Source organism: Rhodococcus sp. UNC363MFTsu5.1, from assembly GCF_000686785.1.
GTDB classification, from domain to species: Bacteria; Actinomycetota; Actinomycetes; order Mycobacteriales; family Mycobacteriaceae; genus Rhodococcus_G; species Rhodococcus_G maanshanensis.
Window position 1 is genome coordinate 407,765 of the sequence record NZ_JMLO01000001.1, and the last position, 24,573, is coordinate 432,337.

General features: G+C 69.1%; 29 protein-coding genes. 18 read left to right on the forward strand and 11 right to left on the reverse strand.

The annotated features are described in order from the left end of the window. Positions 1–18 precede the first annotated feature (18 nt). The 3 genes from BR31_RS0101905 (at position 19) to pspM (ending at position 2,290) form a co-directional block, all read left to right on the forward strand. A complete protein-coding gene (locus tag BR31_RS0101905) occupies positions 19–396 on the forward strand; it encodes a helix-turn-helix domain-containing protein (protein ID WP_027499465.1) in 378 nt (125 codons plus the stop codon). Between the two features lie 188 nt (positions 397–584). Beyond that, entirely contained in the window at positions 585–1,418 is an 834-nt protein-coding gene (locus BR31_RS0101910) for a PspA/IM30 family protein (RefSeq protein WP_027499466.1), read from the forward strand. A gap of 23 nt (positions 1,419–1,441) precedes the next feature. Further along, positions 1,442–2,290 (forward strand): phage shock envelope stress response protein PspM, encoded by an 849-nt coding sequence (gene pspM, locus BR31_RS0101915; protein WP_231496339.1) that lies wholly within the window; start codon positions 1,442–1,444, stop codon positions 2,288–2,290. Here pspM and BR31_RS0101920 read toward each other — a convergent pair. Genes BR31_RS0101920 through BR31_RS27175 form a run of 3 tightly spaced genes read right to left on the reverse strand, consistent with a single transcriptional unit; the run spans position 2,287 to position 4,183 of the window. After that, a complete protein-coding gene (locus BR31_RS0101920) occupies positions 2,287–2,892 on the reverse strand; it encodes an energy-coupling factor transporter transmembrane component T family protein (protein ID WP_027499468.1) in 606 nt (201 codons plus the stop codon). The two genes, pspM and BR31_RS0101920, sit on opposite strands and share 4 nt — an antisense overlap. Then, positions 2,889–3,569, reverse strand: coding sequence for an energy-coupling factor ABC transporter ATP-binding protein (locus BR31_RS0101925; RefSeq protein ID WP_027499469.1), 681 nt, complete (start codon positions 3,567–3,569; stop codon positions 2,889–2,891). The genes BR31_RS0101920 and BR31_RS0101925 overlap by 4 nt, the downstream gene beginning before the upstream one ends. 8 nt (positions 3,570–3,577) lie before the next feature. Next, entirely contained in the window at positions 3,578–4,183 is a 606-nt protein-coding gene (locus BR31_RS27175) for a biotin transporter BioY (protein ID WP_051636876.1), read from the reverse strand. A 226-nt stretch (positions 4,184–4,409) separates the two neighbouring features. Here BR31_RS27175 and BR31_RS31790 point away from each other — a divergent pair, with 226 nt between their 5' ends. Together BR31_RS31790 and BR31_RS0101940 are read left to right on the forward strand one after the other, a co-directional pair. Continuing rightward, positions 4,410–4,583, forward strand: coding sequence for a hypothetical protein (locus tag BR31_RS31790; RefSeq protein WP_027499470.1), 174 nt, complete (start codon positions 4,410–4,412; stop codon positions 4,581–4,583). A 45-nt stretch (positions 4,584–4,628) separates the two neighbouring features. Further along, positions 4,629–5,336 (forward strand): PIG-L deacetylase family protein, encoded by a 708-nt coding sequence (locus BR31_RS0101940; protein ID WP_027499471.1) that lies wholly within the window; start codon positions 4,629–4,631, stop codon positions 5,334–5,336. A gap of 64 nt (positions 5,337–5,400) precedes the next feature. Here BR31_RS0101940 and BR31_RS0101945 read toward each other — a convergent pair whose 3' ends face one another. Further along, positions 5,401–6,285 (reverse strand): diacylglycerol kinase, encoded by an 885-nt coding sequence (locus BR31_RS0101945; RefSeq protein ID WP_027499472.1) that lies wholly within the window; start codon positions 6,283–6,285, stop codon positions 5,401–5,403. Continuing rightward, entirely contained in the window at positions 6,282–7,862 is a 1,581-nt protein-coding gene (locus tag BR31_RS0101950; RefSeq protein WP_027499473.1) for an FAD-binding oxidoreductase, read from the reverse strand. The genes BR31_RS0101945 and BR31_RS0101950 overlap by 4 nt, the downstream gene beginning before the upstream one ends. A gap of 86 nt (positions 7,863–7,948) precedes the next feature. On the opposite strand from BR31_RS0101950, the gene BR31_RS0101955 reads away from it, so the two are divergent. The 3 genes from BR31_RS0101955 to BR31_RS0101965 all read left to right on the forward strand — a co-directional run bounded on the left by BR31_RS0101955 (position 7,949) and on the right by BR31_RS0101965 (position 10,736). Further along, positions 7,949–8,560, forward strand: coding sequence for a TetR/AcrR family transcriptional regulator (locus tag BR31_RS0101955; RefSeq protein WP_027499474.1), 612 nt, complete (start codon positions 7,949–7,951; stop codon positions 8,558–8,560). A gap of 8 nt (positions 8,561–8,568) precedes the next feature. After that, positions 8,569–10,074 (forward strand): glycerol-3-phosphate dehydrogenase/oxidase, encoded by a 1,506-nt coding sequence (locus tag BR31_RS0101960; RefSeq protein WP_027499475.1) that lies wholly within the window; start codon positions 8,569–8,571, stop codon positions 10,072–10,074. 107 nt (positions 10,075–10,181) lie between these two features. Continuing rightward, entirely contained in the window at positions 10,182–10,736 is a 555-nt protein-coding gene (locus BR31_RS0101965; RefSeq protein ID WP_027499476.1) for a DinB family protein, read from the forward strand. On the opposite strand, the gene BR31_RS0101970 is transcribed toward BR31_RS0101965, so the two are convergent. Beyond that, complete coding sequence (locus BR31_RS0101970) at positions 10,733–11,353, reverse strand: pyridoxamine 5'-phosphate oxidase family protein (RefSeq protein WP_027499477.1); 621 nt, start codon at positions 11,351–11,353, stop codon at positions 10,733–10,735. The two genes, BR31_RS0101965 and BR31_RS0101970, sit on opposite strands and share 4 nt — an antisense overlap. 185 nt (positions 11,354–11,538) lie before the next feature. On the opposite strand from BR31_RS0101970, the gene BR31_RS0101975 reads away from it, so the two are divergent. From BR31_RS0101975 to recX, 6 genes are all read left to right on the forward strand, one after another. Next, a complete protein-coding gene (locus BR31_RS0101975; RefSeq protein ID WP_027499478.1) occupies positions 11,539–12,522 on the forward strand; it encodes an LLM class F420-dependent oxidoreductase in 984 nt (327 codons plus the stop codon). 15 nt (positions 12,523–12,537) lie between these two features. After that, the gene (locus tag BR31_RS0101980) at positions 12,538–12,936 is read left to right on the forward strand and encodes a low affinity iron permease family protein (RefSeq protein ID WP_027499479.1); all 399 of its coding nucleotides are present in this window, start codon (positions 12,538–12,540) and stop codon (positions 12,934–12,936) included. 37 nt (positions 12,937–12,973) lie between these two features. Beyond that, complete coding sequence (locus BR31_RS0101985) at positions 12,974–14,122, forward strand: glycosyltransferase (protein ID WP_027499480.1); 1,149 nt, start codon at positions 12,974–12,976, stop codon at positions 14,120–14,122. Positions 14,123–14,144: 22 nt separating this feature from the next. Continuing rightward, complete coding sequence (locus BR31_RS0101990) at positions 14,145–14,339, forward strand: DUF3046 domain-containing protein (protein WP_027499481.1); 195 nt, start codon at positions 14,145–14,147, stop codon at positions 14,337–14,339. Between the two features lie 234 nt (positions 14,340–14,573). Next, positions 14,574–15,617, forward strand: coding sequence for a recombinase RecA (recA, locus tag BR31_RS0101995; RefSeq protein WP_027499482.1), 1,044 nt, complete (start codon positions 14,574–14,576; stop codon positions 15,615–15,617). Between the two features lie 7 nt (positions 15,618–15,624). Next, a complete protein-coding gene (gene recX / locus BR31_RS27180; protein ID WP_051636878.1) occupies positions 15,625–16,185 on the forward strand; it encodes a recombination regulator RecX in 561 nt (186 codons plus the stop codon). Here the strand turns inward: recX and BR31_RS0102005 are convergent. Next, entirely contained in the window at positions 16,182–16,622 is a 441-nt protein-coding gene (locus BR31_RS0102005) for a hypothetical protein (protein WP_027499483.1), read from the reverse strand. The genes recX and BR31_RS0102005 overlap by 4 nt on opposite strands. A 942-nt stretch (positions 16,623–17,564) precedes the next feature. On the opposite strand from BR31_RS0102005, the gene BR31_RS0102015 reads away from it, so the two are divergent. Beyond that, complete coding sequence (locus BR31_RS0102015; protein ID WP_027499485.1) at positions 17,565–18,455, forward strand: alpha/beta fold hydrolase; 891 nt, start codon at positions 17,565–17,567, stop codon at positions 18,453–18,455. A gap of 8 nt (positions 18,456–18,463) precedes the next feature. On the opposite strand, the gene BR31_RS0102020 is transcribed toward BR31_RS0102015, so the two are convergent. The 4 genes from BR31_RS0102020 to BR31_RS0102035 form a co-directional block, all read right to left on the reverse strand. Next, a complete protein-coding gene (locus tag BR31_RS0102020; RefSeq protein WP_027499486.1) occupies positions 18,464–19,354 on the reverse strand; it encodes an amino acid ABC transporter permease in 891 nt (296 codons plus the stop codon). Continuing rightward, positions 19,351–20,031 carry an amino acid ABC transporter permease gene (locus tag BR31_RS0102025; RefSeq protein ID WP_027499487.1) on the reverse strand — a complete coding sequence of 227 codons (681 nt, stop codon included), beginning with the start codon at positions 20,029–20,031 and terminating at the stop codon, positions 19,351–19,353. Before BR31_RS0102025 ends, BR31_RS0102020 begins: the two co-directional genes overlap by 4 nt. Before the next feature lie 82 nt (positions 20,032–20,113). After that, positions 20,114–20,947, reverse strand: coding sequence for a glutamate ABC transporter substrate-binding protein (locus tag BR31_RS0102030; RefSeq protein ID WP_027499488.1), 834 nt, complete (start codon positions 20,945–20,947; stop codon positions 20,114–20,116). 74 nt (positions 20,948–21,021) lie between these two features. Further along, the gene (locus tag BR31_RS0102035; protein WP_156042346.1) at positions 21,022–21,750 is read right to left on the reverse strand and encodes an amino acid ABC transporter ATP-binding protein; all 729 of its coding nucleotides are present in this window, start codon (positions 21,748–21,750) and stop codon (positions 21,022–21,024) included. 166 nt (positions 21,751–21,916) lie between these two features. Between BR31_RS0102035 and BR31_RS0102040 the strand changes: the two genes are divergently transcribed. Genes BR31_RS0102040 through BR31_RS0102050 form a run of 3 tightly spaced genes read left to right on the forward strand, consistent with a single transcriptional unit; the run spans position 21,917 to position 24,534 of the window. Then, the gene (locus BR31_RS0102040; RefSeq protein ID WP_027499490.1) at positions 21,917–22,348 is read left to right on the forward strand and encodes a group III truncated hemoglobin; all 432 of its coding nucleotides are present in this window, start codon (positions 21,917–21,919) and stop codon (positions 22,346–22,348) included. A gap of 57 nt (positions 22,349–22,405) precedes the next feature. Further along, on the forward strand, positions 22,406–23,962 hold the full coding sequence (gene miaB, locus BR31_RS0102045; protein ID WP_081830270.1) for a tRNA (N6-isopentenyl adenosine(37)-C2)-methylthiotransferase MiaB: 1,557 nt from the start codon (positions 22,406–22,408) through the stop codon (positions 23,960–23,962). Further along, positions 23,959–24,534: an Rv2732c family membrane protein gene (locus BR31_RS0102050; RefSeq protein ID WP_231496340.1), complete on the forward strand. Its 576-nt coding sequence runs from the start codon at positions 23,959–23,961 to the stop codon at positions 24,532–24,534. Before miaB ends, BR31_RS0102050 begins: the two co-directional genes overlap by 4 nt. The last annotated feature ends 39 nt before the right edge of the window (positions 24,535–24,573 follow it).

Genomic DNA, 24,573 nt, shown 5'->3' on the forward strand with positions numbered 1-24,573 from the left:
AGATGAAGGAGGAGCCACATGGCGGTGCTGTTGCGTGAAGCAATCGGTGACAGTCTGCGGCGTGCGAGGGTCTCGCAGAGCCGAACGCTGCGTGAGGTCTCGGGCACGGCGCGCGTGAGCCTCGGCTACCTCTCCGAGGTGGAACGCGGGCGCAAGGAGGCCTCCAGCGAGCTGCTGGCGGCCATTTGCGATGCCCTCGAAGTGCCCCTGTCCGAGGTTTTGTACGACGTCAGTGAGTCGCTGTCGGACTCCGCCGTCGACCGGAGCGCCCCGATGGACCCGAAGGTGGCCCCCGCGAGCGCGAGCCCCGCTGTGACGGGCGGTTCACCCCGGATCGCCGAGGACACCCGCATGGTCATCCCGGCGCCGAACGCCACCGCGCTCGCCGCTGCGTAAGTTTTCGACACATCGGACCGTGGCTGAGATGTCAGCGGCCGTCCGAACCGATAGATTTGTGTGTGACCACCAGTGCTGGACTGGTGGGGTCCGACCAGCAGGTAGGGCAGTGCCCGTGTTCCGGTGCGTGACGGTCGCGCATCGGGTCGCGCATCGCGCGGCGCATCAAATGGAGGCAGGATCAACCCATGGCTAATCCGTTCGTCAAGGCATGGAAGTACCTGATGGCGCTCTTCAATGCGAAGATCGACGAGAAGGCCGACCCGAAGGTTCAGATTCAGCAGGCGATCGAGGACGCACAGCGTCAGCACCAGGCACTTTCCCAGCAGGCCGCGTCGGTGATCGGCAACCAGCGCCAGCTGGAGATGAAGCTCAGCCGTCAGCTCGACGAGGTCGAGAAGCTCAACGCCAATGCCCGTCAGGCGGTCACGCTGGCGGATCAGGCCGCCACGGCCGGTGACGTCGAGAAGGCCACCCAGTACACCAACGCCGCCGAGGCGTTCGCCGCGCAGCTCGTCACCGCGGAGCAGGGCGTCGAGGACCTCAAGGTGCTGCACGACCAGTCGCTGCAGGCCGCCACCCAGGCCAAGAAGGCCGTCGAGCAGAACGCGATGGCCCTGCAGGCCAAGGTCGCGGAGCGGACCAAGCTGCTCAGCCAGCTCGAGCAGGCCAAGATGCAGGAGAAGGTCAGCGACTCGCTCCGCTCGATGGACAGCACGCTCGCAGCGCCCGGTAACACCCCGAACCTGGACGAGGTCCGCGACAAGATCGAGCGTCGGTACGCGGATGCGCTCGGCTCGGCCGAGCTCGCGCAGAACTCGGTGCAGGGTCGCATGATGGAGGTCCAGCAGGCCAGCGTCCAGATGGCCGGGCACAGCCGGCTCGAGCAGATCCGGGCCTCGATGAAGGGCGACGCGCTGCCCGCAGGCGGAACGGCTGCCCCCGCGGCTGCCCCCGCAACCCCTGCTGCTCCGGCCACCCCTGCGGCCAAGCCGGATGCCGCGGGACCTGCCGCGCAGTAGTCGCGTGGTCCGACGAGGGTGAGATGACTAGTTCGAGGGGCGGCCGATCGGGAAGTGATTCCCGTTCGGCCGCTTCCTTTTTCGCAGCCGCGGCGAACGGCGCCGGAGTGGTCGCGGCCGGCGAGGTCGCCCGCACCGTGAGCGGGTCGGTGGCGTCGGCCGTGCGGAAATGGTCAGATCCCCGCGAGAAGTTGCTCCGCAAGCGGCGCCGTGCCAACCGGCGTCGGGTGCGGTACGGGGCCGTCTCGGGCGCCTCGGCGGTGGGGACCGTCGGCCTTGTCGCGGCGTCGGCGCCGGAGTGGTCGCTGATCGTGGGCGGCGGCGCCACCGCACTGTTCGCGGTACCTGCGGTCGCGGCATGGCGAACCTATCGGCGGCTCAACGGGATTCCGCTGCCCGCGCGCACCCCGGTGCGACGGGCACTGCCGCCCGTCGGGTCGGCGGCACGCGAGCCGGTGGGCCGGCTGCTCGGTGCGCAGACAGGCCTGCAGGAGCTGTTGGGGGTGCTCACCAGGTCCGCCGTCGTCGCGGAGGAGGACATCGAGCAGATCGGCGACACCGCGGCGTCGGCCGCCGAGGCACTGTTCGCCGTGGCCGACGACGTCATCGCGATGGAGCGGGCGGGTTCGACCACGGCCGGGCTGCAGCTCGGGGACACGATCGACGCCACGGCCGCCCGACTGTCGGCGGGCGTGCAGCAGTACGAGGAGCTCCTCGCCTCCGTGGCGAAGATGACGGTGCCAGCCACGGCCGATTCGCTCGGAGCCCTCGAAAGGCAGCGGTCCGAGATGCTCTCGGCATCGGATCGCCTGGAGGGATGGGCCGGCGCGCTCGAGGAGATCGAGGCGATCAGGCGCAGGCACCGCGTCTAGTCGTCGACTCCACGTGCCGCCAGTGCCTCGCCCATCGCGTCGGCGGTTCGTAGCGCGCCCACTACGACGGGAACCGCGAGTGCGCGCAGCGAGAACCCAAGGCCCCTGGCCTTTCTCGCCTCGGTCACGTCGGACACGAGGCCGCTGAGCAGGGGAATGCAGCGGAGGGTCATGGCGAGGACCAGTCCGACCCGATCCGGGTTGACACCGAACCGCCGCAGCGGCGCCAGCATTCGCGCCACCGCGTCCAGCATGTCCATCACCTTGGTGGTCAGTGTGACCAAGGCGGCGAGGGCCACGGACAGCAGCAGCACCCCGCACACCACAAGGGCTCGGCGCCAGCCGGTGAAGATCACCTGGAACGCCCCGACGAACGCCAGCATCCACAGCACCGTGCGCAGTTGTGCGAGCGCGAGGCGGACCGGGATCCGCGCCACCGCGAAGCCTGCCACGACCAGCGTCGTGGCCGGGATCAGCTGCCAGGGCGACCGCACCGCCGCCGCGAGTGCTATCAGTGCCACGACCAGACCCGCGAGCTTGGCCCCGGCGGGCGCTCGGTGCAGCAGCGAGGCGCCCGGGTGGTAGATGCCGAGCGTGGTCATCCGATGAGTCGCCGGTAGAAGTCGATCGCCTCGTTCGGGGCGCCGTCCGCGACCACCCGGCCCGAATCGATCACCAGCACCCGGTCGAAATCGCCGAGCAGGTCGAGTTGGTGGGTCACCGCGATGACCTGCTGGCGCAGCGCCGCGAAGGTCTCGGCCACCAGTCGGGTGTTGCGCAGGTCGAGCAGTGTGGTCGGCTCGTCGGCGACGATCAGCTCGGGCTCGGTCACCATGATCGCGGCGAGGGCCAGCAGCTGCTTCTGGCCACCGGAGAGCAGATGCGTCGGGTGCTCGGCGTGCCCGGCCAGCCCGAACGTCTCGAGCACCGTCGTGACTCGGGTGGCGCGATCGGCGGCGGGAATCGAGCTGCGGCGCAAGGAGAACGCAATGTCCTCCGCGACCGTCGGCATGATGATCTGATGGTCCGGGTCGGTGAACACGAAGCCGACCTTGCGCCGCACCTTGCGGCCCTCACGCGCGGTGTCGAGACCGTCCACCGTGACCCGACCGCTGCTCGGCGTCACCAGGCCGTTGATCATCCGGGCCAGGGTGGACTTGCCGCTGCCGTTCGCGCCGATGACCCCGATCCGCGACTCGGTCAGGACCAGATCGACATCCGCGAGGACGGCGCGCTCACCGTAATGGTGCGCGACGGACTCGAACCGGATCTCGGGCATCGGCGCGACTAGGCCGCGTCGGCGGGCGTTCGGACCGGCGTCGCCGAGGTCAGCAGCGCGGGGTAGGCGCGGTGGACCTGGGCGGCGACGACCGCCGCGATGACGGCCTTGAGGAGGTCGCCGGGGACGAAAGTGCCGTTGGCGCTCAGTGCCTGCCAGAAGGTGAGGTCGCTGCGGAGCATCATGCCCGCGATGCCGAAGGCGTAGATCACCACGATCCCGCCGAGCGCGTTGATGACGATGCCGACGAAGACGTTGTAGCGGGGCAGCATCTTGACGGTGAGCCAGCCGATCAGCGCGACAGCCGGAATCCAGCCGATGAGGAACCCGCCGGTGACGCTGGACAGGGACGTGAGCGAGGTCCGGCCGCCCGCGAGCACGGGCAGGGCGAGGCCGAGCACGATGACGGTCAGCACGGTCAGGACGCCCTTGCGGGGTCCGAGCAGCGCGCCTGCGACCATCACACCGAGCGTCTGCAGCGTGATGGGGACGCCGGAGGAGCCGATGGTGATCGTGCCGGGCAGCCCGAGGGCGATGATCAGGGCGGCGAACACCGCGACCTGGGCGAGGTCACGAGCGGTGTTGCGGGGTGCGCCTGCGGTGCGTGTAGACACGAGCGGTCGAGCTCCTTGCGAGTACGGGGACAACCCGGTGAGCCTATGCCAGCGGCGCGCGCCCGCGGTGGTTCACCCGGACCGCCGCGGCGTCGGCGCTCTAAGGGATCACCCTGATCTTTCCCTGATCTTGCCTCTGAGCTGGTGCTTTTGTGGTCGAGTGCTGCCAGGCTGGACGCATCGGGCCGTCAAGTGTGGCGGTCGGAGCGAGTGAACGGAGAACCCGGTGTTCTGGAAGATCGTAGGTATTGTCGCCCTGGTCTGGATCGCGCTTGCCGTGGTCGGCGCGCTGGTCAAGGGGCTGTTCTGGGTTCTGGTCGTCGGTGCGGTGGTGTTCGGCCTTTACCTGCTCTTCAAGGCGATGTCCGACAGCGACTCGAAGGACGTCACCCGGCTCTAGCGCGGCGCCGCGCGGTACCGGCGGGGGCCGGGCATGCTGAGGCGCATGGAGCAGATTCCCGAGGACTGGAAGCGGGGCGTCGTCATCGTCGCCCACCCCGACGACATCGAGTACGGGGCCGCCGCCGCGGTGGCCCGCTGGACCGGTCAGGGCAAGGACATCCGGTATGTCCTCGCGACCAGCGGCGAGGCGGGGATCGCTGACCTGCCGCCCGCCGAGTGCGGGCCGCTTCGCGAGGAGGAGGAACGCCGCTCGGCGGCCGTCGTCGGTGTCAGTGAGGTCGAGTTCCTCGGCCACCACGATGGCAGGCTCCAGGAGGGGCTGGAGCTGCGACGGGATCTGGCGGCCGCGATCCGGCGGCACCGGCCCGAGTTCGTGCTCACCATGAATCATCGTGAGACCTGGGGGCCTGGCTTCCTCAACAGCGCCGACCATCGGGCGCTCGGACAGAGCGTCCTCGACGCGGTGTCCGACGCGGCCAACGAGTGGATCTTTCCCGAGCTCACCGAGCCGCGGTGGGCTGGCGTGCGGTGGGTCGCGGTCAATGTCATGATCGGGGCCACCCACGCCGTCGACGTCAGTGCCACGGTCGACACCGCGGTGACCTCGCTCGCCGAACACAGCCGGTACCTGCAGGCACTGAGCGACGTCCCGGTGCTGGACCAGGCGCGGGCGCAGATCGAGATGGCGACCGGTCCGAGGGACGGGTTCGCGGCCGATCGTGCCGTCGGCTTCGAGCTGTACCAGTTCTGACCTCCAAGCGCCGAACGGGAGTGCATGGCGGGATGCGCCACGGCACTCCCGTTCGGCGTGCGGCTCAGCGCACGGGGGCGCCGACGATGGCCATTCCCGCGCCGGGCACCGCCTCGATGTCGATCGGTAGCGGGTCGAACCGCTCGCCGTCGGCGTACGCGGTGATGCCTGCCGCCTCGAGTCGGACCCGGCGGGACCGGAAGGTCTGCACCTCGTCCAGGTCGACGTGGGTGCCCTTGTAGACCGTCGGGAACAGGCGCACCAGCCGCAACCGGCTGCCCGCGGCCACCACGGTGACGTCCAGCAGCCCGTCGGTGACCTCCGCGTTCGGGGTGATCAGCATCCCGCCGCCGTAGGAGGTGCCGTTGCCGACCGTGACCATCGCCGCGTCCAGTTCGATCGTCTGGTCGTCGAGCACGATCCGGTAGGGGATCGGACGCAGCTGCGCCAGCTCGACGAGCATCGCGACGTTGTAGCGCATCGGCCCGCGGGGCCACCGCAGCCGGTTCGCCCGGTCGGTGACCAGCGAGTCGAAGCCGCTGGACAGCACGGTGCCGAACCAGCGGTCGCCGACCTTGCCGAGATCGATCGTCTCGGTGGTGCCGCGGGCGATGACATCGGCTGCGGCGACCGGGTCGTCGACCGGGATGTGGAACAGCCGGGCGTGGTCGTTGCCGGTGCCGCCGGGGATGATGCCGAGCGGGATGCCGCTCTGGGCGAGGGCCTGCCAGGCGATGCTGATCAGCCCGTCGCCGCCCGCCGCGATCAGCGCGTCGGTGCCATCGGCCACCGCCTTGCGGGCCAGCTCGAGCGCCTCGGCCGCGGAATCCCCCTCGATCTCGGAGACCTCGACGCCGAGCTCACGGAGCCGGGCGATCGCGGCTGCTGCCGCCTCCGGGGCGTGGCCGTTGCCCGCGGCGGGGTTCGTCAGAACCGTGACTGATCTCATGGAATCAGCTTGCCAGGGTTGAGGATTCCGGTGGGGTCAACGGCGTCCTTGACCGCCTGCAGCACCCGTCCGCCCAGCTCGCCGACCTCGTCCGACATCCACGGCCGGTGATCGCGCCCGACGGCGTGGTGGTGGGTGATGGTGGCGCCGACGGAGACGATCGCGTCGCCCGCGGCCTTCTTCGCCGCGGCCCACTGGGGCAGCGGGTCGGCGGTCTGCGCGCAGACCACGGTGAAGTAGAGGGAGGCGCCGGTCGGGTAGGTGTGCGAGATGTGGCACATCACCAGCGCCGGGGTGCCCTGTGCGGTCAGCGACTCGGTGAGCGCGGTGGTGACGGCGGTGCGCAGGTTCGACAGGTTCGACCACGTGGTGGCCGTCTCCAGGGTCTCCACGATGGCGCCCGCGTTGAGCAGCGCATCGCGCAGGTACGGCGCGTCGTAGCGGCCGTGCTCCCATGACCTGGCGGGCTGCTCGCCCAGGTCGGTGCCGCCCGCGGCGGCGATCAGCGCGCACGCCTCGGCGTGCCGGGACTCCACGTGCGCCGCGGTGCCCTCGAAGGTGGTGATCGCCAGGCAGCCGGCCGCGGGGCTCTCGCCGCCGACGTCGCCGGCCAGTGCCAGGTTCAGGCCGGTCTCGGCCTCGTCGGACAGCCGCATCACGGTCGGGGTCGCGCCGGTCTGGATCACCGTGCGCAGGGCGGCCGCGCCGGTCTCGAAATCGGGGAACGACCAGGCCCGGTAGGCGGTGGTCTCGGGGATCGGGTGCACCCGAACGGCCACCTCGGTGATGATCCCGAATGCGCCCTCCGACCCGACGAACAGCTCGCGCAGGTCCGGTCCCGCGGCGGACGCGGGCGCCCTGCCCAGGTCGAGGTCGCCGGTGGGGGTCGCGACCCGGATCCGCTGGACCATGTCGTCGAAGCGGCCGTAGCCGGCGGAGGCCTGGCCGGAGGACCTGGTCGCGGCGAACCCGCCGATCGTGGCGAACTGGAAGCTCTGCGGGAAGTGGCCGAGCGAGAAGCCGTGCGTGCCGAGGAGCTGCTCGGCCTGCGGACCGGTGACGCCTGCCTGCAGGATCGCGATGCCGGAGACGGTGTCGAGGTCGAGCAGGGCGTCCAGACGGCGCAGGTCGAGAGCGATCACCTCGTGGAAATCGCCGCGCGCGGGGTCGACGCCGCCGACCACGCTGGTGCCGCCGCCGAAGGGAACCACCGCGATTGCCTCGGCCGCGCAGTACCGCAGCAGGGCGAGCACCTCGTCGTGTGAGCCGGGCAGGACCACCGCGTCGGGGGCATCCTGCGGCTCGGTGTCTTTGCGGCGCAACAGGTCCGGCGTGCTCTTGCCGCCGGCATGGCGGAGCCGGGTCGCGTCGTCGGTGCGCACGTGCTCGGCGCCGATCAGGTCGTCGAGGTCGCTGCGGTGACCCTCGGTCAGGCCGGTCGGACGCAACACCGCGGCCGACTCCTCGGGCGGCGGCGACTGCTCGGCGCTGACGCCGAGTGCGGAACGGAGCAGGTTGAGCACCTGCGGCGAGAGTTGCTTGCGGAACTCGGCGACTCCCCAGGCGTCCCACTCCATGGTGGGTGCCGCGGTGTCGGGGAACTGCGGAGTGGAGGCTGATTGCGGAGCTGCGGTGTCGGACATGCGTTACAGTGTTACATACGATGTCTATCCGTAACGCAGATCCGCAGACTGCAGCCGCAGCGCCCACCGTCGACGACCTCATTCTCGACGCAACCCGAGCCTGCGTGCTCGAATTCGGCCTGAGACGGACCACCCTTGCCGAGATCGCCCGCCGCGCGGGGGTGAGCCGACCCACCGTGTACCGCCGCTGGCCCGACACCAAGGCCGTCGTCGCGGACCTGCTGACCAGGGAGATCGAGCACGCGCTGCCGGTGATGTCCGGTTCGGGGGCCGCGCGTGAGCAGCTGGTGCGCGGCGTGGCGGAGACCGCCGAGACGGTGCGGGCCCACCCGCTGTTCGTCAAGATCCTGCGTTCGGACCCCGAACTGCTCATCACGTACATCGTCGACCGGCTCGGGGCGAGCCAGCGCGCGATCGTCGACACGCTCACCCCTGTCGTCCTGGTCGGGCAGCGCGACGGCTCGATTCGCGCGGGCGATGCCACCGGTATGGCCACCATGATCCTGCTGATGGCGCAGTCGGCTGTGCAGTCCGCGGGCATGGTCGCGGAGATCCTGCCCCCGAAGGCGCTGATCGCGGAGCTCGCGCTCGCCGTCGACGCCTACCTCAGTCCACGAGCATCCCTTACCTAGGAGCAACGGTGAACCAGCAATCGAACTCGGCGCTGAACGCGGACCGGCGCAGCCGGGAACTGTCCGCCCTCGGTGACGGGACCGCGGTGGACGTGCTCGTGATCGGCGGCGGCATCACCGGCGTCGGTACCGCCCTCGACGCCGCCTCGCGCGGCCTGCGGGTGGTGCTCGTCGACAAGCACGACCTGGCGTTCGGGACCAGCCGATGGAGCTCCAAGCTCGCCCACGGCGGGTTGCGCTACCTGGCCTCGGGAAATGTCGGCATCGCGCGGGAGAGCGCGGTCGAGCGCGGGATCCTGATGACGAGCACCGCGCCGCACCTGGTCCGAGCGATGCCGCAGCTCGTGCCGCTGCTGCCCTCGGTCGGGGCCTTCGAGAAGACCCTGGTGCGAACCGGATTCCTGGCGGGCGACGTGCTGCGGGCCACCGCCAGGACGTCGACGAAGGTGTTGCCGCGCTCGCGCCGGGTGTCCGCCGACCGCGCCGCGGAGCTCGCGCCCGCGGTCCGGCGGGACGGCCTGCGCGGCGGACTGCTCGCCTACGACGGCCAGCTGATCGACGACGCCAGGCTGGTGGTGGCCATCGCGCGCACCGCGGCGCAGCACGGCGCGACCGTTCTGACCCGCGTCGGCGCCTACGACGTGACCGGTTCCTCCGCGCGGCTGCGCGATGAGCAGACCGGCGAGGAACTGACGATCCGGGCGCGCGCGGTGGTGAACGCGGCGGGAGTCTGGGCCGGACAGGTCGATCCCGACATCCGCCTGAAGCCGAGCCGGGGCACCCACCTGGTGTTGCCAGCGCAGGCGCTGGGGAATCCCACCGCCGCGCTGACGGTGCCGATCCCGGGGGAGACCAACCGATTCGTGTTCGCGCTGCCCGCGCAGCTCGGACGGGTCTACCTCGGCCTGACCGACGAGGCGATCGAGGGCGAGATCCCCGACGTGCCGCAGGCCGCGGACTTCGAGATCGACTTCCTGCTCGACACGGTGAACACCGCGCTCGGTACGCCGCTGACCCGGGCGGACGTGCTCGCCACCTATTCGGGTCTGCGGCCGCTGCTCGACACCGGAGAGGGTGAGACCGCCGATCTCTCGCGCAACCACGCGGTGCTCCGCTCGTCGAACGGTGTCATCAGCGTCGTCGGCGGCAAGCTCACCACCTATCGCAAGATGGCCCAGGATGCGGTCGATGCGGCCGTCCGCGCCGGCGGTCTGGTGGCGGGACCGTGCGTGACCACGAAGCTCCCGGTGGTCGGCGCGGGACCGGTCACCGGCGACTTGCCCGCGTCCCTCGTCGCCCGGTACGGCGGCGAGTCGGCCCGGGTGGCGGCGGCGGGCGAGCTCGCCCCGATCGCGGAGGGCATCGACGTCACGCACGCCGAGCTGGCCTTCGCGGTCAGCCACGAGGGCGCCCTCGACGTCGACGACCTGCTGGACCGCAGGACCAGGATCGGGCTGGTGCCCGCGGATCGCGAACGGGCGACGGCGGCGGCCGAGGCGGCACTGAACGGCTGACGGCGAGGATTTTCGGGTCTTCTCCGCGACACCGGCAATTGAGGACCGTTTCTGACCGCAATAGCTCGTAGCGTCATCCCTACCAACAGCCAAGGGAAGGCCATCACATGAGCACCGTTCAGAACGCCGCCGCACAGTCCACCGTCTCCGGAGAGCACGCCGACATCCTGGCGATGCTGGCCGACCAGCGCCAGACGTTCCTCATCACGGTCCGCGGGCTCGACGACGCGCAGGCGCGAACGCGCTCCACGGCAAGCGAACTCACCCTGATGGCCCTCATCAAGCACGTCGCCGCCACGGAGCGACACTGGATCGAGACGATGATCGAGCCCGACGAGAACGCCGAGTTCGACATGGAGACCGCCACCGAGGCGTGGACCGTCGGCGAGGACGCGACCCTGGCCGCGCTGCTCGAGGACTACGCGGCCGTCGCACGGGCGACCGAGGCGGCGGTGGCGGGACTGCCGGACCTGGGCGTGCTCATCCCGATGCCGACCGCGCCCTGGGCACCCGAGCGCGAGTGGTGGACGGCCCGAAAGATCCTGCTGCACATCCTCCGGGAGACCGCGCAGCACTCGGGCCACGCGGACATCATCCGTGAGTCGCTCGACGGCGGGAACACCACCATGCAGATGGGGGCCGACGCCGGTATGGAGTTCTAACGGGGGAGGGTGCGCTCGGCGGCGACTCCGAAGTAGTCGCCGCCCTTGTGCTCCGGGTTGTGGGTGCCCCACCAGCGGACCCGGTCGACGGGCACCAACCGGGGGATGTGCTTGCGGCAGTGGATGTATGCCTCCTCGACGTGGACGAGGACCCAACGCTCCGCGCGGCGGCCGCGTACCCGCTCGATCGGAAGGTCCGGGTACGCGTGCCGCACCTCGTCATCGGTGACGATCTGTGCCGCGCCGTTGACGTGCAGGCCGATCAGATCGGTGACGAAATCCACCATGAACAGGCCGATGTGCGGATTCTCGATGATGTTGCCGAGGCTGGCCATCACCCCGTTGCCCTGGTACTCGGGATATCCGACGAGGTCGGGGGCGAAGACCTGGACGAATCCCGCTGGGCCCGCCCGCAGCGACACGTCGCACGATCCATCCGACGCGGACGTGCCGATGAACAGCAGGTCCATTCTCGCGATGAACTCGATCATCGACGGGTTGAGGCGGGTGCACAGCTGGCGGGCGTAGAAGCGGTCGGCGCGGAACGAGGTCCCCAGCTCGTCCTGCATCACCCGCTCGCCGTCGGTGCCGTTCGTCGGGGGTTCGGCGCTGGACATCGTGGTTCTCCTGGAGCCGAGGCATGTGGTGCGAAGCCATCACCCTCATGCTCCGTCCGGCCCTTGCCCGCCACCAGCGACCCTCGGGTGAGAATCCGTCACCCTTGGTGTTGCCGGCCTCGGTCCCACCGAGGAGGCGTTCGATGCCGCGCGCGTCCGGCCCGCCGGGAGTAGCGTCGGGATTCGTGAGCATTCGACTCGGATATCAGATGCCCAACTTCAGCTACTCGCGGTCGGTTCGGGAGCTGTTCCCCACCGTGATCGCGCAGGCCCGCGAGGCCGAGGCGGCCGGATTCGACACCGCCTTCGTGATGGACCACTTCTATCAGCTGCCCGGTATCGGGGAGCCCGACGAACCGATGCTCGAGGCCTATACGGCGCTGGCCGGTCTGGCGGCGTCGACCGAGAGCATTCAGCTCTCGGCGCTCGTCACCGGGAACACCTACCGGAACCCGGCCATGCTCGCCAAGACCGTGACCACCCTGGACGTGGTCAGCGGCGGTCGGGCCGTGCTCGGCATCGGCGCCGGCTGGTTCGAGCTCGAACACCAACAGTTCGGTTATGAATTCGGTACTTTCACCGATCGCTTCGAGCGGCTCGGTGAGGCGCTGGAGATCATCGTGCCGATGCTGCGTGGGCAGCGGCCGACCTTCGAGGGCAAGTGGTACCGGACCGAGGGCGCGATCAACGAGCCCCGCATCCGCGACGACCTGCCGGTGCTGCTCGGCGGCGGCGGTGAGAAGAAGACCTTCGGCTACGCGGCCCGCTATGCCGACCACCTGAACATCATCTGCAACGCAACCGAGTTGCCCCGCAAGCTGGATGCGCTCGCCGCGCGCTGCGCCGAGATCGGCCGCGACCGCGGCACGTTGGAGACGAGCTTCCTGGCGTTCGTGATCATCGACGAGGACGGCGATCGCGCCCGCAGGCTGCAACGCGACCTCCTGCTCAGCCGCGGGCTCGACCTGGACGCGCTCGACGAGGCGGAACGCGCCGCCGCCACGGACCGGCAATTCGTCGGCGACCCCGACGACGTGGCCGAGCAGATCGCCTCGCGGGTCCTCGATCGCGGGATCGACGGCGTCGTCATCAATCTGGTCGCGAACGGCCACGAGCCGGGCATCGTCGAGCTGGCGGGCCGGACGCTCGGCGGGTTGGTGCGCAGCTAGGAGGAGGCGAGCGGGATGGAGCGAAGGAGTGACGCGGCGCAGACCAGGCGGCGCGGGGACCAGCGTTCCGTGTTCGAGCGGTTTGTCGAGCAGGCCCAGCTCCGGGCCAGCCAGGCGCCCTTCTTCTTCGTGTGCGCCGGGGTGGTCGTGCTCTGGTTGGTCAGCATTCCGGTGTGGACCGATCTCAAGACGTGGCAGGTCGCCATCCATACCGTCGCAAGCGTCTTCACCCTGTTGCTGGTGGTGCTGTTGGAGAACGCGAGCCGCCGGGCCGACGAGGCCGCGCAGGAGAAGCTCAATGTCATCGCCGAGGCGTTGGCCGCGCTGATGGATTCGTCGGCGGCGCACGATCCGGCGCTGGGCGAGGCCGCGTCTCGGCTCCGCGACGCCGTCGGCCTCGAAGCGCGTCACTGACGTCGGGACGCTCCTGCCGCTGTGGCACGCTGATCGGATGCGAGTCGCCGTCGTCGCCGGACCGGATCCGGGTCATGCCATTCCAGCCATCGCGCTCTGCCTGAGATTCATTGCGGCCGGTGACGATCCGGTTCTCTTCACCGGGGTCCGCTGGTTGGAGGCGGCGCGGGAGGCCGGTATCACGGCGCGCAAGCTCAAGGGCCTGGCGCCGCGGCCCGAGGACGATGACATGGACGCGGGCCAGCGCATCCACTCGCGGGCGGCGCACATCTCGACCGAGGTGCTGCCGGACCTGAGCGCCATGCTCCCTGACCTGGTGGTCTCCGACATCCTCACCGCGGGCGGCGGGATGGCAGCCGAACGCCTCGACGTGCCATGGGTGGAGTTGTCGCCGCACCCGCTGTACTCGGCCTCGAAGGGGTTGCCGCCCATCGGCAGCGGCCTCGCGCCGGGGGAGGGCCTGCGTGGGAAGACCCGCGACGCGCTGATGCGGGCGGCGACCGGCCGGTCGATCAAGCAGGGCCTGCGGCAGCGCTCCGAGGCAAGGGTCACCGTCGGGCTGCCCGCGACGGACCCCGGCCCGGTGGCCCGGCTGATCGCGACGCTGCCCGCGCTTGAGGTGTCGCGGCCGGACTGGCCGGAGAACGCGCACGTGGTCGGCCCGCTGCTGTGGGAGCCGACCGCGGACCTGCTGACGCCGCCGCCGGGCGACGAGCCGCTGGTGATGATCGCGCCCTCGACCGCGTTCACCGGCGCGGAGGGCATGCTGGAGACGGCGCTGCAGGCCCTCGACGGCGCGGGCGTGCGGGTGGTCGCCTCGATGCTCGACGAGCCGCCGACCGGGCTGCCGGACTGGGCTCGCGCGGGGCTGGGCAGGCAGGACGCGTTGCTCGCGCAGTCCGCGGCGGTCGTGTGCGGCGGCGGGCACGGGATGCTCGCCAAGACCCTGCTGGCCGGGGTCCCCGCGGTCACGGTGCCCGGCGGAGGGGACCAGTGGGAACTGGCGAACCGCGCGGCCAGGCAGGGCAGCGCGGTGGTGGTGCGCCCGCTCGGGGTGGACGCCCTGCGCGCTGCCGTCCTGCGAGTGCTCTCCGAACCCGGGTTCGGTGCGGCCGCGGCGAGCGCGGCGGCGGGCCTGACGGAGGTGGCGGACCCGGTGGCGGTGTGCAGGGCGGCGGCCCGGTGACGATGCGCGCTACCGTTGCCGTGTGCGACTGACCGAGTTCAACGAGATGGTCCACGGCGAGTTCGGCCGGCTGTACGGCGACTCGCTGTTGGTGGACCACGTCCTGATCAGCCTCGGCGGCAAGACCGCGGCCGAGGCCATCGAGGCTGGTCGCGATCCCCGCGAGGTCTGGCGTGCGCTGTGTGCCGAGTTCGAGGTCCCGCGCGCCCGCTGGTGAACCGGGTCCATCGATCGGTACGGCGCCACGCCGCCGCGGAGATTGACTCGAACAGGTGTTCCCCTATGCTGGGGATGTGTTCGGTGATCGAACGGATCGGCGACGTTGTTCCTGGACAAGTCGACTGATCACGAACTTGTCGGTACCCCGCTCTAACGTGACGGCATCGCTTGAAACAGATCGCTGATGAACCCCAGATCGCTGGACGAGTCGTTGACTTAAGGAGAACCGAAGATGGCACCACAGGCACACGATCGCGACAAGGCGCTCGAGCTCGCACTGGCGCAGATCGACAAGAACTTCGGCAAGGGTTCGGTGATGCGCCTCGGTGACGAGTCCCGTCAGCCCATCGCGGTGATTCCGACCGGGTCGATCGCGCTGGATGTCGCCCTCGGCATCGGCGGTCTGCCGCGTGGTCGCGTGATCGAGATCTACGGTCCGGAATCCTCGGGTAAGACCACGGTTGCCCTGCACGCGGTCGCCAACGCGCAGGCCAACGGCGGAATCGCGGCCTTCATCGACGCCGAGCACGCGCTGGATCCGGACTACGCCAAGAAGCTCGGCGTCGACACCGACGCGCTGCTGGTCTCCCAGCCGGACACCGGTGAGCAGGCGCTGGAGATCACGGACATGCTGATCCGTTCGGGCGCGCTCGACATCCTGGTCGTCGACTCGGTGGCGGCGCTGGTGCCCCGCGCCGAGATCGAGGGCGAGATGGGCGACAGCCACGTCGGTCTGCAGGCTCGCCTGATGAGCCAGGCGCTGCGCAAGATCACGGGCGCGATGAGCAATTCCGGCACCACCGTCATCTTCATCAACCAGCTGCGCGAGAAGATCGGTGTCATGTTCGGCTCGCCGGAGACCACCACCGGTGGTAAGGCGCTGAAGTTCTACGCGTCCGTCCGGATGGACATCCGGCGAATCGAGACGTTGAAGGACGGCTCCGATGCGGTCGGTAACCGCACCCGCATCAAGGTCGTCAAGAACAAGATGGCGCCGCCGTTCAAGCAGGCCGAGTTCGACATCCTCTACGGTCACGGAATCAGCAAGGAAGGCTCGCTGATCGACATGGGCGTCGAGCACGGCTTCATCCGGAAGTCGGGCTCCTGGTTCACCTATGAGGGTGACCAGTTGGGTCAGGGCAAGGAGAACGCCCGGAAGTTCCTGCTGGAGAACACCGACATCCGCGACGAGATCGAGAAGAAGATCAAGGAGAAGCTGGGCATCGGCGCCGACGTGACGGCGGACGAGGCGCCTGCTGCCCCCGTCGACTTCTAGGTCCACTGTGCGCTCCGGTGACGATGACACCCGGACCCCGGCCGCTCAGGAGGCGCAGGCAAAGGATCTGTGCCTGCGCCTCCTGACGGATCGGGCGCGTAGCCGGGCAGAACTGGCGAAGAAGCTCGCGGACAAGGGCTTCGACGAGGATGTCGCTGTGCGGGTGCTCGATCGACTCACCGTGGTCGGACTGATCGACGACGCGTCCTTCGCGGCTCAGTGGGTGCATTCGCGGCACACCTTCTCCGGCAAGGGCAAGCGCGCGCTGGCGATGGAGTTGCGCACCAAGGGGGTCGCACCGGAGATTGCGGCGCAGGCGCTGGACCAGATCGACGGTGACGACGAGCGTGCCCGCGCCATCGAATTGGTGCAGCGGAAGCTGCGCACCATGTCGCTGGATTTCGAGGTGGACGGACCGGGCGGGCGCAGCAGCGAACGGGACCGGGCCGTGCGCCGGCTGGTGTCCATGCTGGCCCGCCGCGGCTACCCGCAGTCGATGGCCTTTGATGTGGTGAAGAGTGAACTCGCGCAGGCCGGTTCGGATCTCGACGGCATGGTGGACGGCTAGCGCGCCTCTCCCGTGGCGGGCAGAACCCCCACCCTTCTGAGTTCGTCGAGCATCGACGTGCGGGTCAGGTACGCGGCAATTCGCAGTTCGTCGCCGCGCCGGCGCAACAGGAAATCCGAGACCATCGTGAGGGTGACGGGGTCCGAGGAGCGCGGCCGTAGCGGGATGGACCAGGTGGTGCTGGCGAGACAGTAGTGCTCGCCCAGCCAGGTGGCGGAGTGCGAGTCGAGGGTGGTGCCGCTGTAGCCGATCGCCGCGAACAGCTCGGATCGCGCGTCGATGCCGGCGAGCAACTGTTCGCGGCTGATGTGCTGGTTGCTGTCAGGATCTCCGACCAGCACCTGGGGTTCGTAGAGTGGCGCGAATTGTTCGGCGCTGTCGGCGTCGGCATAGCGCGCGAGGAAGGCTTCGACCTGGGCAGAATCGCATGATTGCATGCACTCTAATTATACCGTGGCGGAAGACGATTCGGTGGTAGGCGCGCCGTAGTCGGTCATGGAGTGGTGTCGATTGCCCGGCCCGCATTCTGATGAGGCACGGACCACGGTCATCACGTTCAACGCGACGTGGGTTCCTTGCTCATCCGCTTCGTACCAACACTTCTCACAATCCGGGAATGCGGGGCAAATGCCCACCGAACGCGGAGCACGTAACGATGCTCAGGGCATGTCAATTTCATACAGAACTACCTCGGCCACAGTTACCGCGCTCATCGGCGCCGCGATGTTCGTTGCGGCGCCGGGCGTAGCCGGTGCCACCGACGTGGCCGACCCCTGCCAGCTCGGGTGGTCGAACGTCGGACCACGAACGTGCGCCCAGGCACCCGTCAACATGGCGCCGGTGTGGACGCTGGGAGATGGCATCTGTGCCGGCATGCTGACTGCCTCCGGGACCGCGTTCGACGGACCCCTGGGGCAGTACTCCGAGGTGCCGGGGGCGGTCCATTCGGTCGAACTGCGAATCACACAGGGCTTCTCGCCGCTGGGCGAATGGGGGTCGACCACCCTGGCCTGCAACGTAACTGCAGTCATCGATTGGCGGAACCTCGACACCGGTCAGAGTGGCACCGCGAGTCGGTACATACCCGCCTCCAAGACGAGTTCCTTCCCGACGGTCATGCAAGTCGGCACGGGTCCGGGACGGGTTCGGCTCACCATGCGGACCGATGGCCCGAGCATTCCCGTCTCGACTGACGTAGTCGTCCCCTGACGCACGTCGCCGTCGATCCACGAACCGATTGGCGAATCGAGGGCGGCGATATCCCTTTCAGTCGAGACAAGGGGTGGGTCATGCTTAGCATGGAGGCGATCGGAGTACCTGCAGTTTCGACGCCGGACCTACCCAGTTGTGGTGTCCGGCCCACACTGTGAGGAGTCCACGTGACACGCGAGGGAAGTATCCAGGTCGGTGACCGGACTCTCACCTACCTCGAAGCCGGTGACCCGGGCGGTCCACTCGTGCTGCACAACCACGGGGGACCCTCGAGTCGGCTGGAGGCCGAGCTGTTCGATCGTGGTGCGACGGCCAACGGGTTGAGGTTCGTGTGCGCGGATCGGCCGGGCATGGGCGGGTCAGATCCTCAGCCGGGCCGCACCTTCGAGGGCTGGACCGATGATCTCCTGCTGCTGGCCGACTCCATGGGCGCAGACCGATTCGCGGTGACCGGCTGGTCAGAGGGTGGGCCGTGGGCCCTCGCCGCCGCCGCATACCTGGACCCCGCGCGCCTCGCCCACGTCACGTGCATCGCCGGCGGCAACTACGGCACGTTCGGAGCGAACTGGGCAGCGAAGTATCTGAGCAGTGTGGACGCGCTCGGCGGTCGCCTTGCGCTTCACTTCCATCCCGGATTCACGCTCATGTACGAGCTGCTCGGGATGAGCGCCACGCACTTCGAGGATCGCTACGCGAAGGCGATCACCAAGTCGGTCGGCGCCGCGGATCGGGAGGTGCTGGCCGACGGGGAGGTCATGAAGTGGTTTCTGGCGGCAGGGCGTGAGTGTTTCCGGCAAGGCGCAGACGGACTCGTCGTCGACGCCACCCTGCTCTACGAGGCCTGGCCGTTCGATATGGCCGGCGTGACGCGGCCGGTGCACTTCTGGCAGGGCAACGATGACTCCCTGGTCCCAGAGGTCATCAACAAGACGGTGGCCGAGAAGACCCCGGGGGCCGTCTGGCACCCGATCAGTGGTGGCGGTCATTTCATTGCCGTCAGTCACGCGAACGAGATTCTCGCGCTGGCCGCGAACGATCTTGCGTCTGCGCCGCGCTGAAACCCTGATCAGTCGCCGGTGATGTCGATGCCAGGCGCGGCGGCGGCCGCGCCGCCCGCGGGCACCGGGGTCACCTTGCCGCGCTTGCCCGTTCGCAGTCGCCTCTCGACCCGGGTGGCCAGCATCGTCAGCGCCGAGTTCAGCACGATCATGATCGCGGCCACCACCAACAACGCCGGGAGGTAGTTGCCGTAGAACGAACCGAGTTGTTGCCCGGAACGGACCACCTCGATGTAGCCGATGAGGTAACCGAGCGCGGAGTCCTTCAGTGCGACCACCATCTGGGAGATGAGCGCGGGCAGCATCGCGGTGACCGCCTGCGGCAAAAGGATGGTCCGCATGATCATGCTCTTGCGCATGCCGAGCGCCTTCGCGGCCTCGGTCTGGCCCTTGGGGAGCGACCTGATGCCCGCGCGGACGATCTCGGCGATGACCGAGCCGTTGTAGAGCGTCAGTCCGGTGACAACCGCCGCGAGTGCCAGGTACTTCGCCTTGAAGACCTGGTAGTCGGCGAACAGCTGGTAGGCGAAGATCATCAGGATCAGCACCGGGATGGCGCGGAACAGTTCGACGATGAAGCCGGCCGAGCCACGGATCACCCGATGATCGGACAGTCGGGCGATGCCGAGCACCGCGCCGAGGATCAGCGCGAGCACGATCGAGATGGCCGCGGCGATGAGGGTGCCTCGGATGCCGGGGAGCAGGTATGTCGTCCACGAGGTGGAGTCGGTGAAGGGGCTCCATTTCTCGGCGGTGAGCTGGCCCTTCGAGTCCAGCGCGCGGTAGACGAGGTATCCGACGACGCCGAGCGCCACCGCCACCGCCACCGACAGCAGTCGGTACAGATTGCGAGCTCTCGGGCCGGGGGCGTCGTAGAGGAGGGTCGGTTCGGCGGTCATCGGGCCACCTCCAGCCGCTTGCCCAGATAGCCGAACAGCAGGCCCATCGGCAGGGTCAGGATCACGAACCCGAGGGCGAAGATGCCGCCGACAACGAAGATCGCGGCTTCGCTCTCGATCATCGTCTTCATCAGCAGCGACGCCTCGGCGACTCCGATCACCGAGGCGATCGTCGAGTTCTTGGTCAGCGCGATCAGGACGCTGCCCAGGGGCGCGATCACGGACCGGAACGCCTGCGGCAGCACGATCAGTCGGAGGTTCTGCGCGAAGGTGAGGCCGAGGGAGCGACCGGCCTCCGCCTGGCCGACGTGCACGGTGTTGATCCCGGCGCGCAGTGACTCGCAGACGAACGCGGCGGTGTACACGCTCAGGCCCAGGATCGCGAGCCGAATGTTGTTGTCCACCAGGAAGGTCGGTGAGTTCTCCGGCGCCAGGCTGACGCCCAACGTCTGGTACAGGCCAAACGAGCAGAAGATGATGATCAGCGTCAGGGGGGTGTTGCGGAAGATGGTCACGTAGGCGGTGCCGATCCACCGGGCCACCGGGATGGGGGAGACGCGCATGGCGGCCAGAATCGTGCCGAGGACGAGCGCGCCCACCGCGGACAGCGCGGTCAGCTTGATCGTCATCCAGAATGCGGAGATCAGTTGATCCCAATACTCACTGAGTATGTCCACGTGGCCTCTCCCCGGGGCAGATGGTGCGGTGACGGCCGCCGACGGGACCGGTCGGACCGATCCCGTCGGCGGTAGTCGGCGACTAGTAGCGGTCGACGGTGGGCGGAGCCGGGATCGGGTAGCCGGACGGGCCGACGTTCTTCTCCAGCGAGGCCTTCCAGGAGCCGTCCGCGATCATCTCCTCGATCGCGTCGTTGATCTTGTTGCGGGTCTCGGTGTCGCCCTTGGCGAGACCGATGCCGTAGTTCTCGGTGGTGAACGGCTGCCCGACCACCTTGAGCTGGCCGGGGTACTGGGCGGCGTAGCCGGCCAGGATGACCGCGTCGGTCGTCACCGCGTCCACAGCACCGTTGCGCAGCGCCTCGACGCAGGCCGAGTAGGTGTCGAACTCCTGCAGCTGGACTTCCTTGGCGTAGTTGTCCTTGACCTTCTGCGCGGGCGTCGACCCGGTCACCGAGCAGAGCTTCTTGCCGCCGTTGAGGGACTCGGGGCCGGTGATGTCCGTGTTGTCCGAGCGCACCAGCAGCGACTGGCCGGTGGTCAGGTAGGGGCCTGCGAAGTCGACCTTCTCCTTGCGGGCGTCGGTGATCGAGTACGTCGCGACGATGTAGTCGACCTCGCCGTTCTGGATCAGCGTCTCGCGCTGGGCGGAGGGGGATTCCTTGAACGTGATGCCGGAGGCGGGTACGCCCAGCTTGTCGGCCACATAGGTGGCGACGTCGACGTCGAAGCCGCTGAACGTGCCGTCCGGATTGCGCAGGCCGAGGCCGGGCTGGTCATACTTGATGCCGACGGTGAGCTTGCCGCTCTCGGCGCTCTCCGAGGCGCTCTTCTGCTCGTCGCCGCCGCACGCGGTGGCGACGACGGCGATCGCGACCATGCCGACGCCGAGTCGTAGTGCGCGATTGATCCTCATGGTGTTCCTCTCTGTGGTCAGAACAGTGGTGACGGGTGGTAGGTCAGGCCGTGAACCCGATGAGGGACCCGGGCTCAGTGGCCCAGGATCTTGCCGAGGAAGTCCTTGGCGCGGTCGGTCGCCGGTGCGGTGAAGAACGTCTCGGGATCGGTGTCCTCGACGATCAGACCGTCGGCCATGAACAGGACGCGGTTGCCCGCGCGGCGCGCGAACCCCATCTCGTGGGTGACCACGAGCATCGTCATGCCCTCCTTGGCCAACGAGATCATCACCTCGAGGACCTCGCTGACCATCTCGGGATCCAGCGCGGAGGTGGGCTCGTCGAACAGCATCACCTTGGGGTTCATCGCGAGCGCTCGCGCGATGGCGACCCGCTGCTGCTGCCCGCCCGAGAGCTGCGCCGGATACTTGTCCGCCTGGTTGGCGATGCCGACCCGCTCGAGCAGTTCCGTTGCCCGCGCCTTGGCCTCGCTCTTGCTCTTCTTGCGCACCTTCATCGGCCCGAGCATCACGTTCTCGAGAATCGTCTTGTGCGCGAACAGGTTGAAGGACTGGAACACCATCCCGACGTCGGCCCGGAGCGCGGCGAGCGCCCGGCCCTCGGCTGGCAACTCCTTGCCGTCGATCGCGATCGTTCCGGAGTCGATCGGCTCGAGCCGGTTGATCGTCCGGCACAGCGTGGACTTGCCGGACCCAGAGGGGCCGAGCACGATCACGACCTGGCCGGTGGGGACCTCGAGGTCGATGTCGCGAAGCACGTGCAGGTCACCGAAGTGTTTCTGGACCGACTTCATCGAGATCATGGTGGGGGAGTCGGCCACCGAGATCGCAGCCCCCGATTCACCCGCGTTCGTCATAGCCCAAGACCCTAGGGGGTCGGGACGGCGCACCGCGACCTTTGCGCGCCGCGCCGCGCCGTGGCCCCGGTAGGTTGGCTGGGCCGAAGGCGAGGAAAAGCAAGGAGAGCGCATGACCGGGGACCTGACCTGCCGGGCCGACGTGGAAGCCCTGCTCCGGCGCTTCTACGGCCGGGCCCTGGTCGACGACCTGCTCGCGGAGCCGTTCACCGAGGTGCGCGAGCAGGGCCTCGAGTCCCACCTGCCGGTGATGTGCGACTTCTGGGAGACGGTGTTGTTCGGCGCGGGCAGCTACCGCGGCAGCGCGTTCCGGGTGCACCAGAGGGTTCGCTCGCAGCACCCGTTCGGAGCCGCGCACTTCGACCGCTGGCTCGAGCTGTGGCACCGGACCGTCGACGAGATGTATGCGGGTCCGCACGCGGACCGGGCGAAGGTCCAGGGCGCGGGGATCGCGACGTCGATGAACCGGCGGTTGTCGGGGCTGCCGAGCGTGGCGGCGGAGGCACTGCGGCTGGGCGTACCGGGGCCCGCGCCGTCGGCATGAGCCGGTCGGCAACGTGGGCGTGCGAGCGGCCCCGGACGGGGCCGTACCCTGGTTGACGTGGACACGATCGACCGAGAGACCTCCCCTGCGCACAGCGACATCGACAACGAGGCGGCGCGTAGCTACGAGGTACGCACCTTCGGCTGCCAGATGAACGTGCACGACTCCGAGCGCCTGTCCGGCCTGCTCGAGGATGCCGGCTACACGAAGGCGGCGCCGGGGGCCGAGCCCGACCTGCTGGTGTTCAACACCTGCGCCGTCCGCGAGAACGCCGACAACAAGCTGTACGGCACCCTCGGCATGCTCCGGCCGACCAAGGCCTCGCACCCGGGCATGCAGATCGCGGTGGGCGGATGCCTGGCGCAGAAGGACCGCGAGACCGTGGTCAAGAAGGCGCCATGGGTGGACGTGGTCTTCGGAACCCACAACATCGGCTCGCTGCCCACCCTGCTCGACCGGGCCCGCCACAACCAGCGGGCCGAGGTGGAGATCCTCGAGTCCCTCGAGGCCTTCCCGTCCACGTTGCCCGCCAAGCGTGAGTCCGCCTACGCGGGCTGGGTGTCCATCTCGGTCGGCTGCAACAACACCTGCACGTTCTGCATCGTGCCCGCCCTGCGCGGCAAGGAGGTGGACCGCCGCCCCGGCGACATCCTCGCCGAGGTGCAGGCCCTTGTCGACGAGGGTGTCCTCGAGGTCACCCTGCTCGGGCAGAACGTCAACTCCTACGGCGTCTCCTTCGCCGACCCCGAGGTCCCCCGCGACCGGGGCGCCTTCGCCGCCCTGCTCAGCGCCTGCGGGAACATCGAGGGACTCGAGCGCGTCCGCTTCACCTCCCCGCATCCCGCCGAGTTCACCGACGACGTGATCGAGGCGATGGCCACCACGCCCAACGTGTGTCCGCAGCTGCACATGCCGCTGCAGTCGGGCTCCGACCGCGTGCTCAAGGCGATGCGCCGCTCGTACCGCAAGACCAAGTTCCTCGGCATCATCGAGAAGGTCCGCGCGGCCATGCCGCACGCCGCGATCACCACCGACATCATCGTCGGCTTCCCCGGGGAGACCGAGGAGGACTTCCAGGAGACCCTCGACGTGGTCCGGCAGGCCCGCTTCACCAGCGCCTTCACCTTCCAGTACTCCAAGCGGCCCGGTACCCCGGCCGCCGAGATGGAGGGCCAGCTGTCGAAGGCGGTCGTCCAGGAACGCTATGACCGGCTGATCGCGCTGCAGGAGCAGATCACCCTCGAGGAGAACCAGAAGCTACTGGGCGCCGAGGTCGAGCTGCTCGTCGCCGCGGGCGAGGGTCGCAAGGACGCGGCCACGCACCGGATGAGTGGCCGGGCCCGCGACGGCCGGTTGGTGCACTTCCGCCCGGAGGGCGCCGGGTCCGCCGCAGGCGACATCCGGCCCGGCGACGTCGTCACCACCGTGGTCACAGGCGCGGCCCCGCACCACCTGATCGCGGACGGCCCGGTGCTCAGCCACCGGCGCACCCGCGCAGGCGACTCGCACGAACGTGGCATCACACCGAAGACCCCACCCATCGGGGTGGGACTGGGACTACCGCAGATCGGCGCGCCCGCGCCGCTGCCGACCGCAACGGGATGTGGAGCATGATCAAGGACAAGCACGAGGACCCGATCGAACACATCCGCAAGGACATCGAGGCTGCCGAGCGGAAGGTGGCCGGGGAGATCGACCCCGGGATGCGCGCGGTCGTCGTCGCGGTGGCCGTGCTGGCGCTGCTGCTCTCGTTCATGTTGCCCCACGCCGGGTCCGCGAACGGGTGGGACGTGCTGGCGGGCGACGACACCGCCATCGCGGAGTCGATCGCCCTGCCTTCCCGCGTGTTCGTGTGGCTGGCCATGGTGTTCGGTGTCGGAGTGAGCGTGTTGGCGCTGGTCACCCGGCGCTGGGCGCTGGCCTGGATCGCGTCGGCGGGCTGCGCGGTGGCCTTCGTGTTCGGCATGCTGGCCATCTGGTCCCGGCAGACGCTGCCCGCGACCGACCCGGGCGGCGGACCGGGGATCGGCCTGATCCTCGGCTGGATCGCGGTGCTGGTCCTGACCTTCCACTGGCTGAAGGTGGTCTGGAGTCGCACCTCCCTGCAACTCGCCGCGGAGCAGGAACGCAGGCAGCGCACTGCGGAGGCCGAGCAGCGGACGATCTGGGGCGACCAGAACGACTGAGTGTCGCGACCGGATCGTCCGGCGCGGCGCCGTCGTTGC

Bases quoted from the DNA above. Each gene is read 5' to 3' on its own strand.
- BR31_RS0102005 (WP_027499483.1), bottom strand. From the start codon at position 16,622: ATGCAATCATGCGATTCTGCCCAGGTCGAAGCCTTCCTCGCGCGCTAT.
- BR31_RS0102035 (WP_156042346.1), bottom strand. From the start codon at position 21,750: ATGATCTCGATGAAGTCGGTCCAGAAACACTTCGGTGACCTGCACGTG.
- BR31_RS0101910 (WP_027499466.1), top strand. From the start codon at position 585: ATGGCTAATCCGTTCGTCAAGGCATGGAAGTACCTGATGGCGCTCTTC.
- BR31_RS0101970 (WP_027499477.1), bottom strand. From the start codon at position 11,353: ATGTCCAGCGCCGAACCCCCGACGAACGGCACCGACGGCGAGCGGGTG.
- BR31_RS0101980 (WP_027499479.1), top strand. From the start codon at position 12,538: ATGGAGCGAAGGAGTGACGCGGCGCAGACCAGGCGGCGCGGGGACCAG.
- BR31_RS0101955 (WP_027499474.1), top strand. From the start codon at position 7,949: ATGTCTATCCGTAACGCAGATCCGCAGACTGCAGCCGCAGCGCCCACC.
- BR31_RS0101905 (WP_027499465.1), top strand. From the start codon at position 19: ATGGCGGTGCTGTTGCGTGAAGCAATCGGTGACAGTCTGCGGCGTGCG.
- BR31_RS0101925 (WP_027499469.1), bottom strand. From the start codon at position 3,569: ATGCCCGAGATCCGGTTCGAGTCCGTCGCGCACCATTACGGTGAGCGC.
- BR31_RS0102030 (WP_027499488.1), bottom strand. From the start codon at position 20,947: ATGAGGATCAATCGCGCACTACGACTCGGCGTCGGCATGGTCGCGATC.
- BR31_RS0102020 (WP_027499486.1), bottom strand. From the start codon at position 19,354: ATGACCGCCGAACCGACCCTCCTCTACGACGCCCCCGGCCCGAGAGCT.
- pspM (WP_231496339.1), top strand. From the start codon at position 1,442: ATGACTAGTTCGAGGGGCGGCCGATCGGGAAGTGATTCCCGTTCGGCC.
- BR31_RS0101965 (WP_027499476.1), top strand. From the start codon at position 10,182: ATGAGCACCGTTCAGAACGCCGCCGCACAGTCCACCGTCTCCGGAGAG.
- BR31_RS0102050 (WP_231496340.1), top strand. From the start codon at position 23,959: ATGATCAAGGACAAGCACGAGGACCCGATCGAACACATCCGCAAGGAC.
- BR31_RS0101950 (WP_027499473.1), bottom strand. From the start codon at position 7,862: ATGGAGTGGGACGCCTGGGGAGTCGCCGAGTTCCGCAAGCAACTCTCG.
- BR31_RS0101985 (WP_027499480.1), top strand. From the start codon at position 12,974: ATGCGAGTCGCCGTCGTCGCCGGACCGGATCCGGGTCATGCCATTCCA.
- recA (WP_027499482.1), top strand. From the start codon at position 14,574: ATGGCACCACAGGCACACGATCGCGACAAGGCGCTCGAGCTCGCACTG.
- BR31_RS0101945 (WP_027499472.1), bottom strand. From the start codon at position 6,285: ATGAGATCAGTCACGGTTCTGACGAACCCCGCCGCGGGCAACGGCCAC.
- BR31_RS0101920 (WP_027499468.1), bottom strand. From the start codon at position 2,892: ATGACCACGCTCGGCATCTACCACCCGGGCGCCTCGCTGCTGCACCGA.
- BR31_RS0102040 (WP_027499490.1), top strand. From the start codon at position 21,917: ATGACCGGGGACCTGACCTGCCGGGCCGACGTGGAAGCCCTGCTCCGG.
- BR31_RS0101940 (WP_027499471.1), top strand. From the start codon at position 4,629: ATGGAGCAGATTCCCGAGGACTGGAAGCGGGGCGTCGTCATCGTCGCC.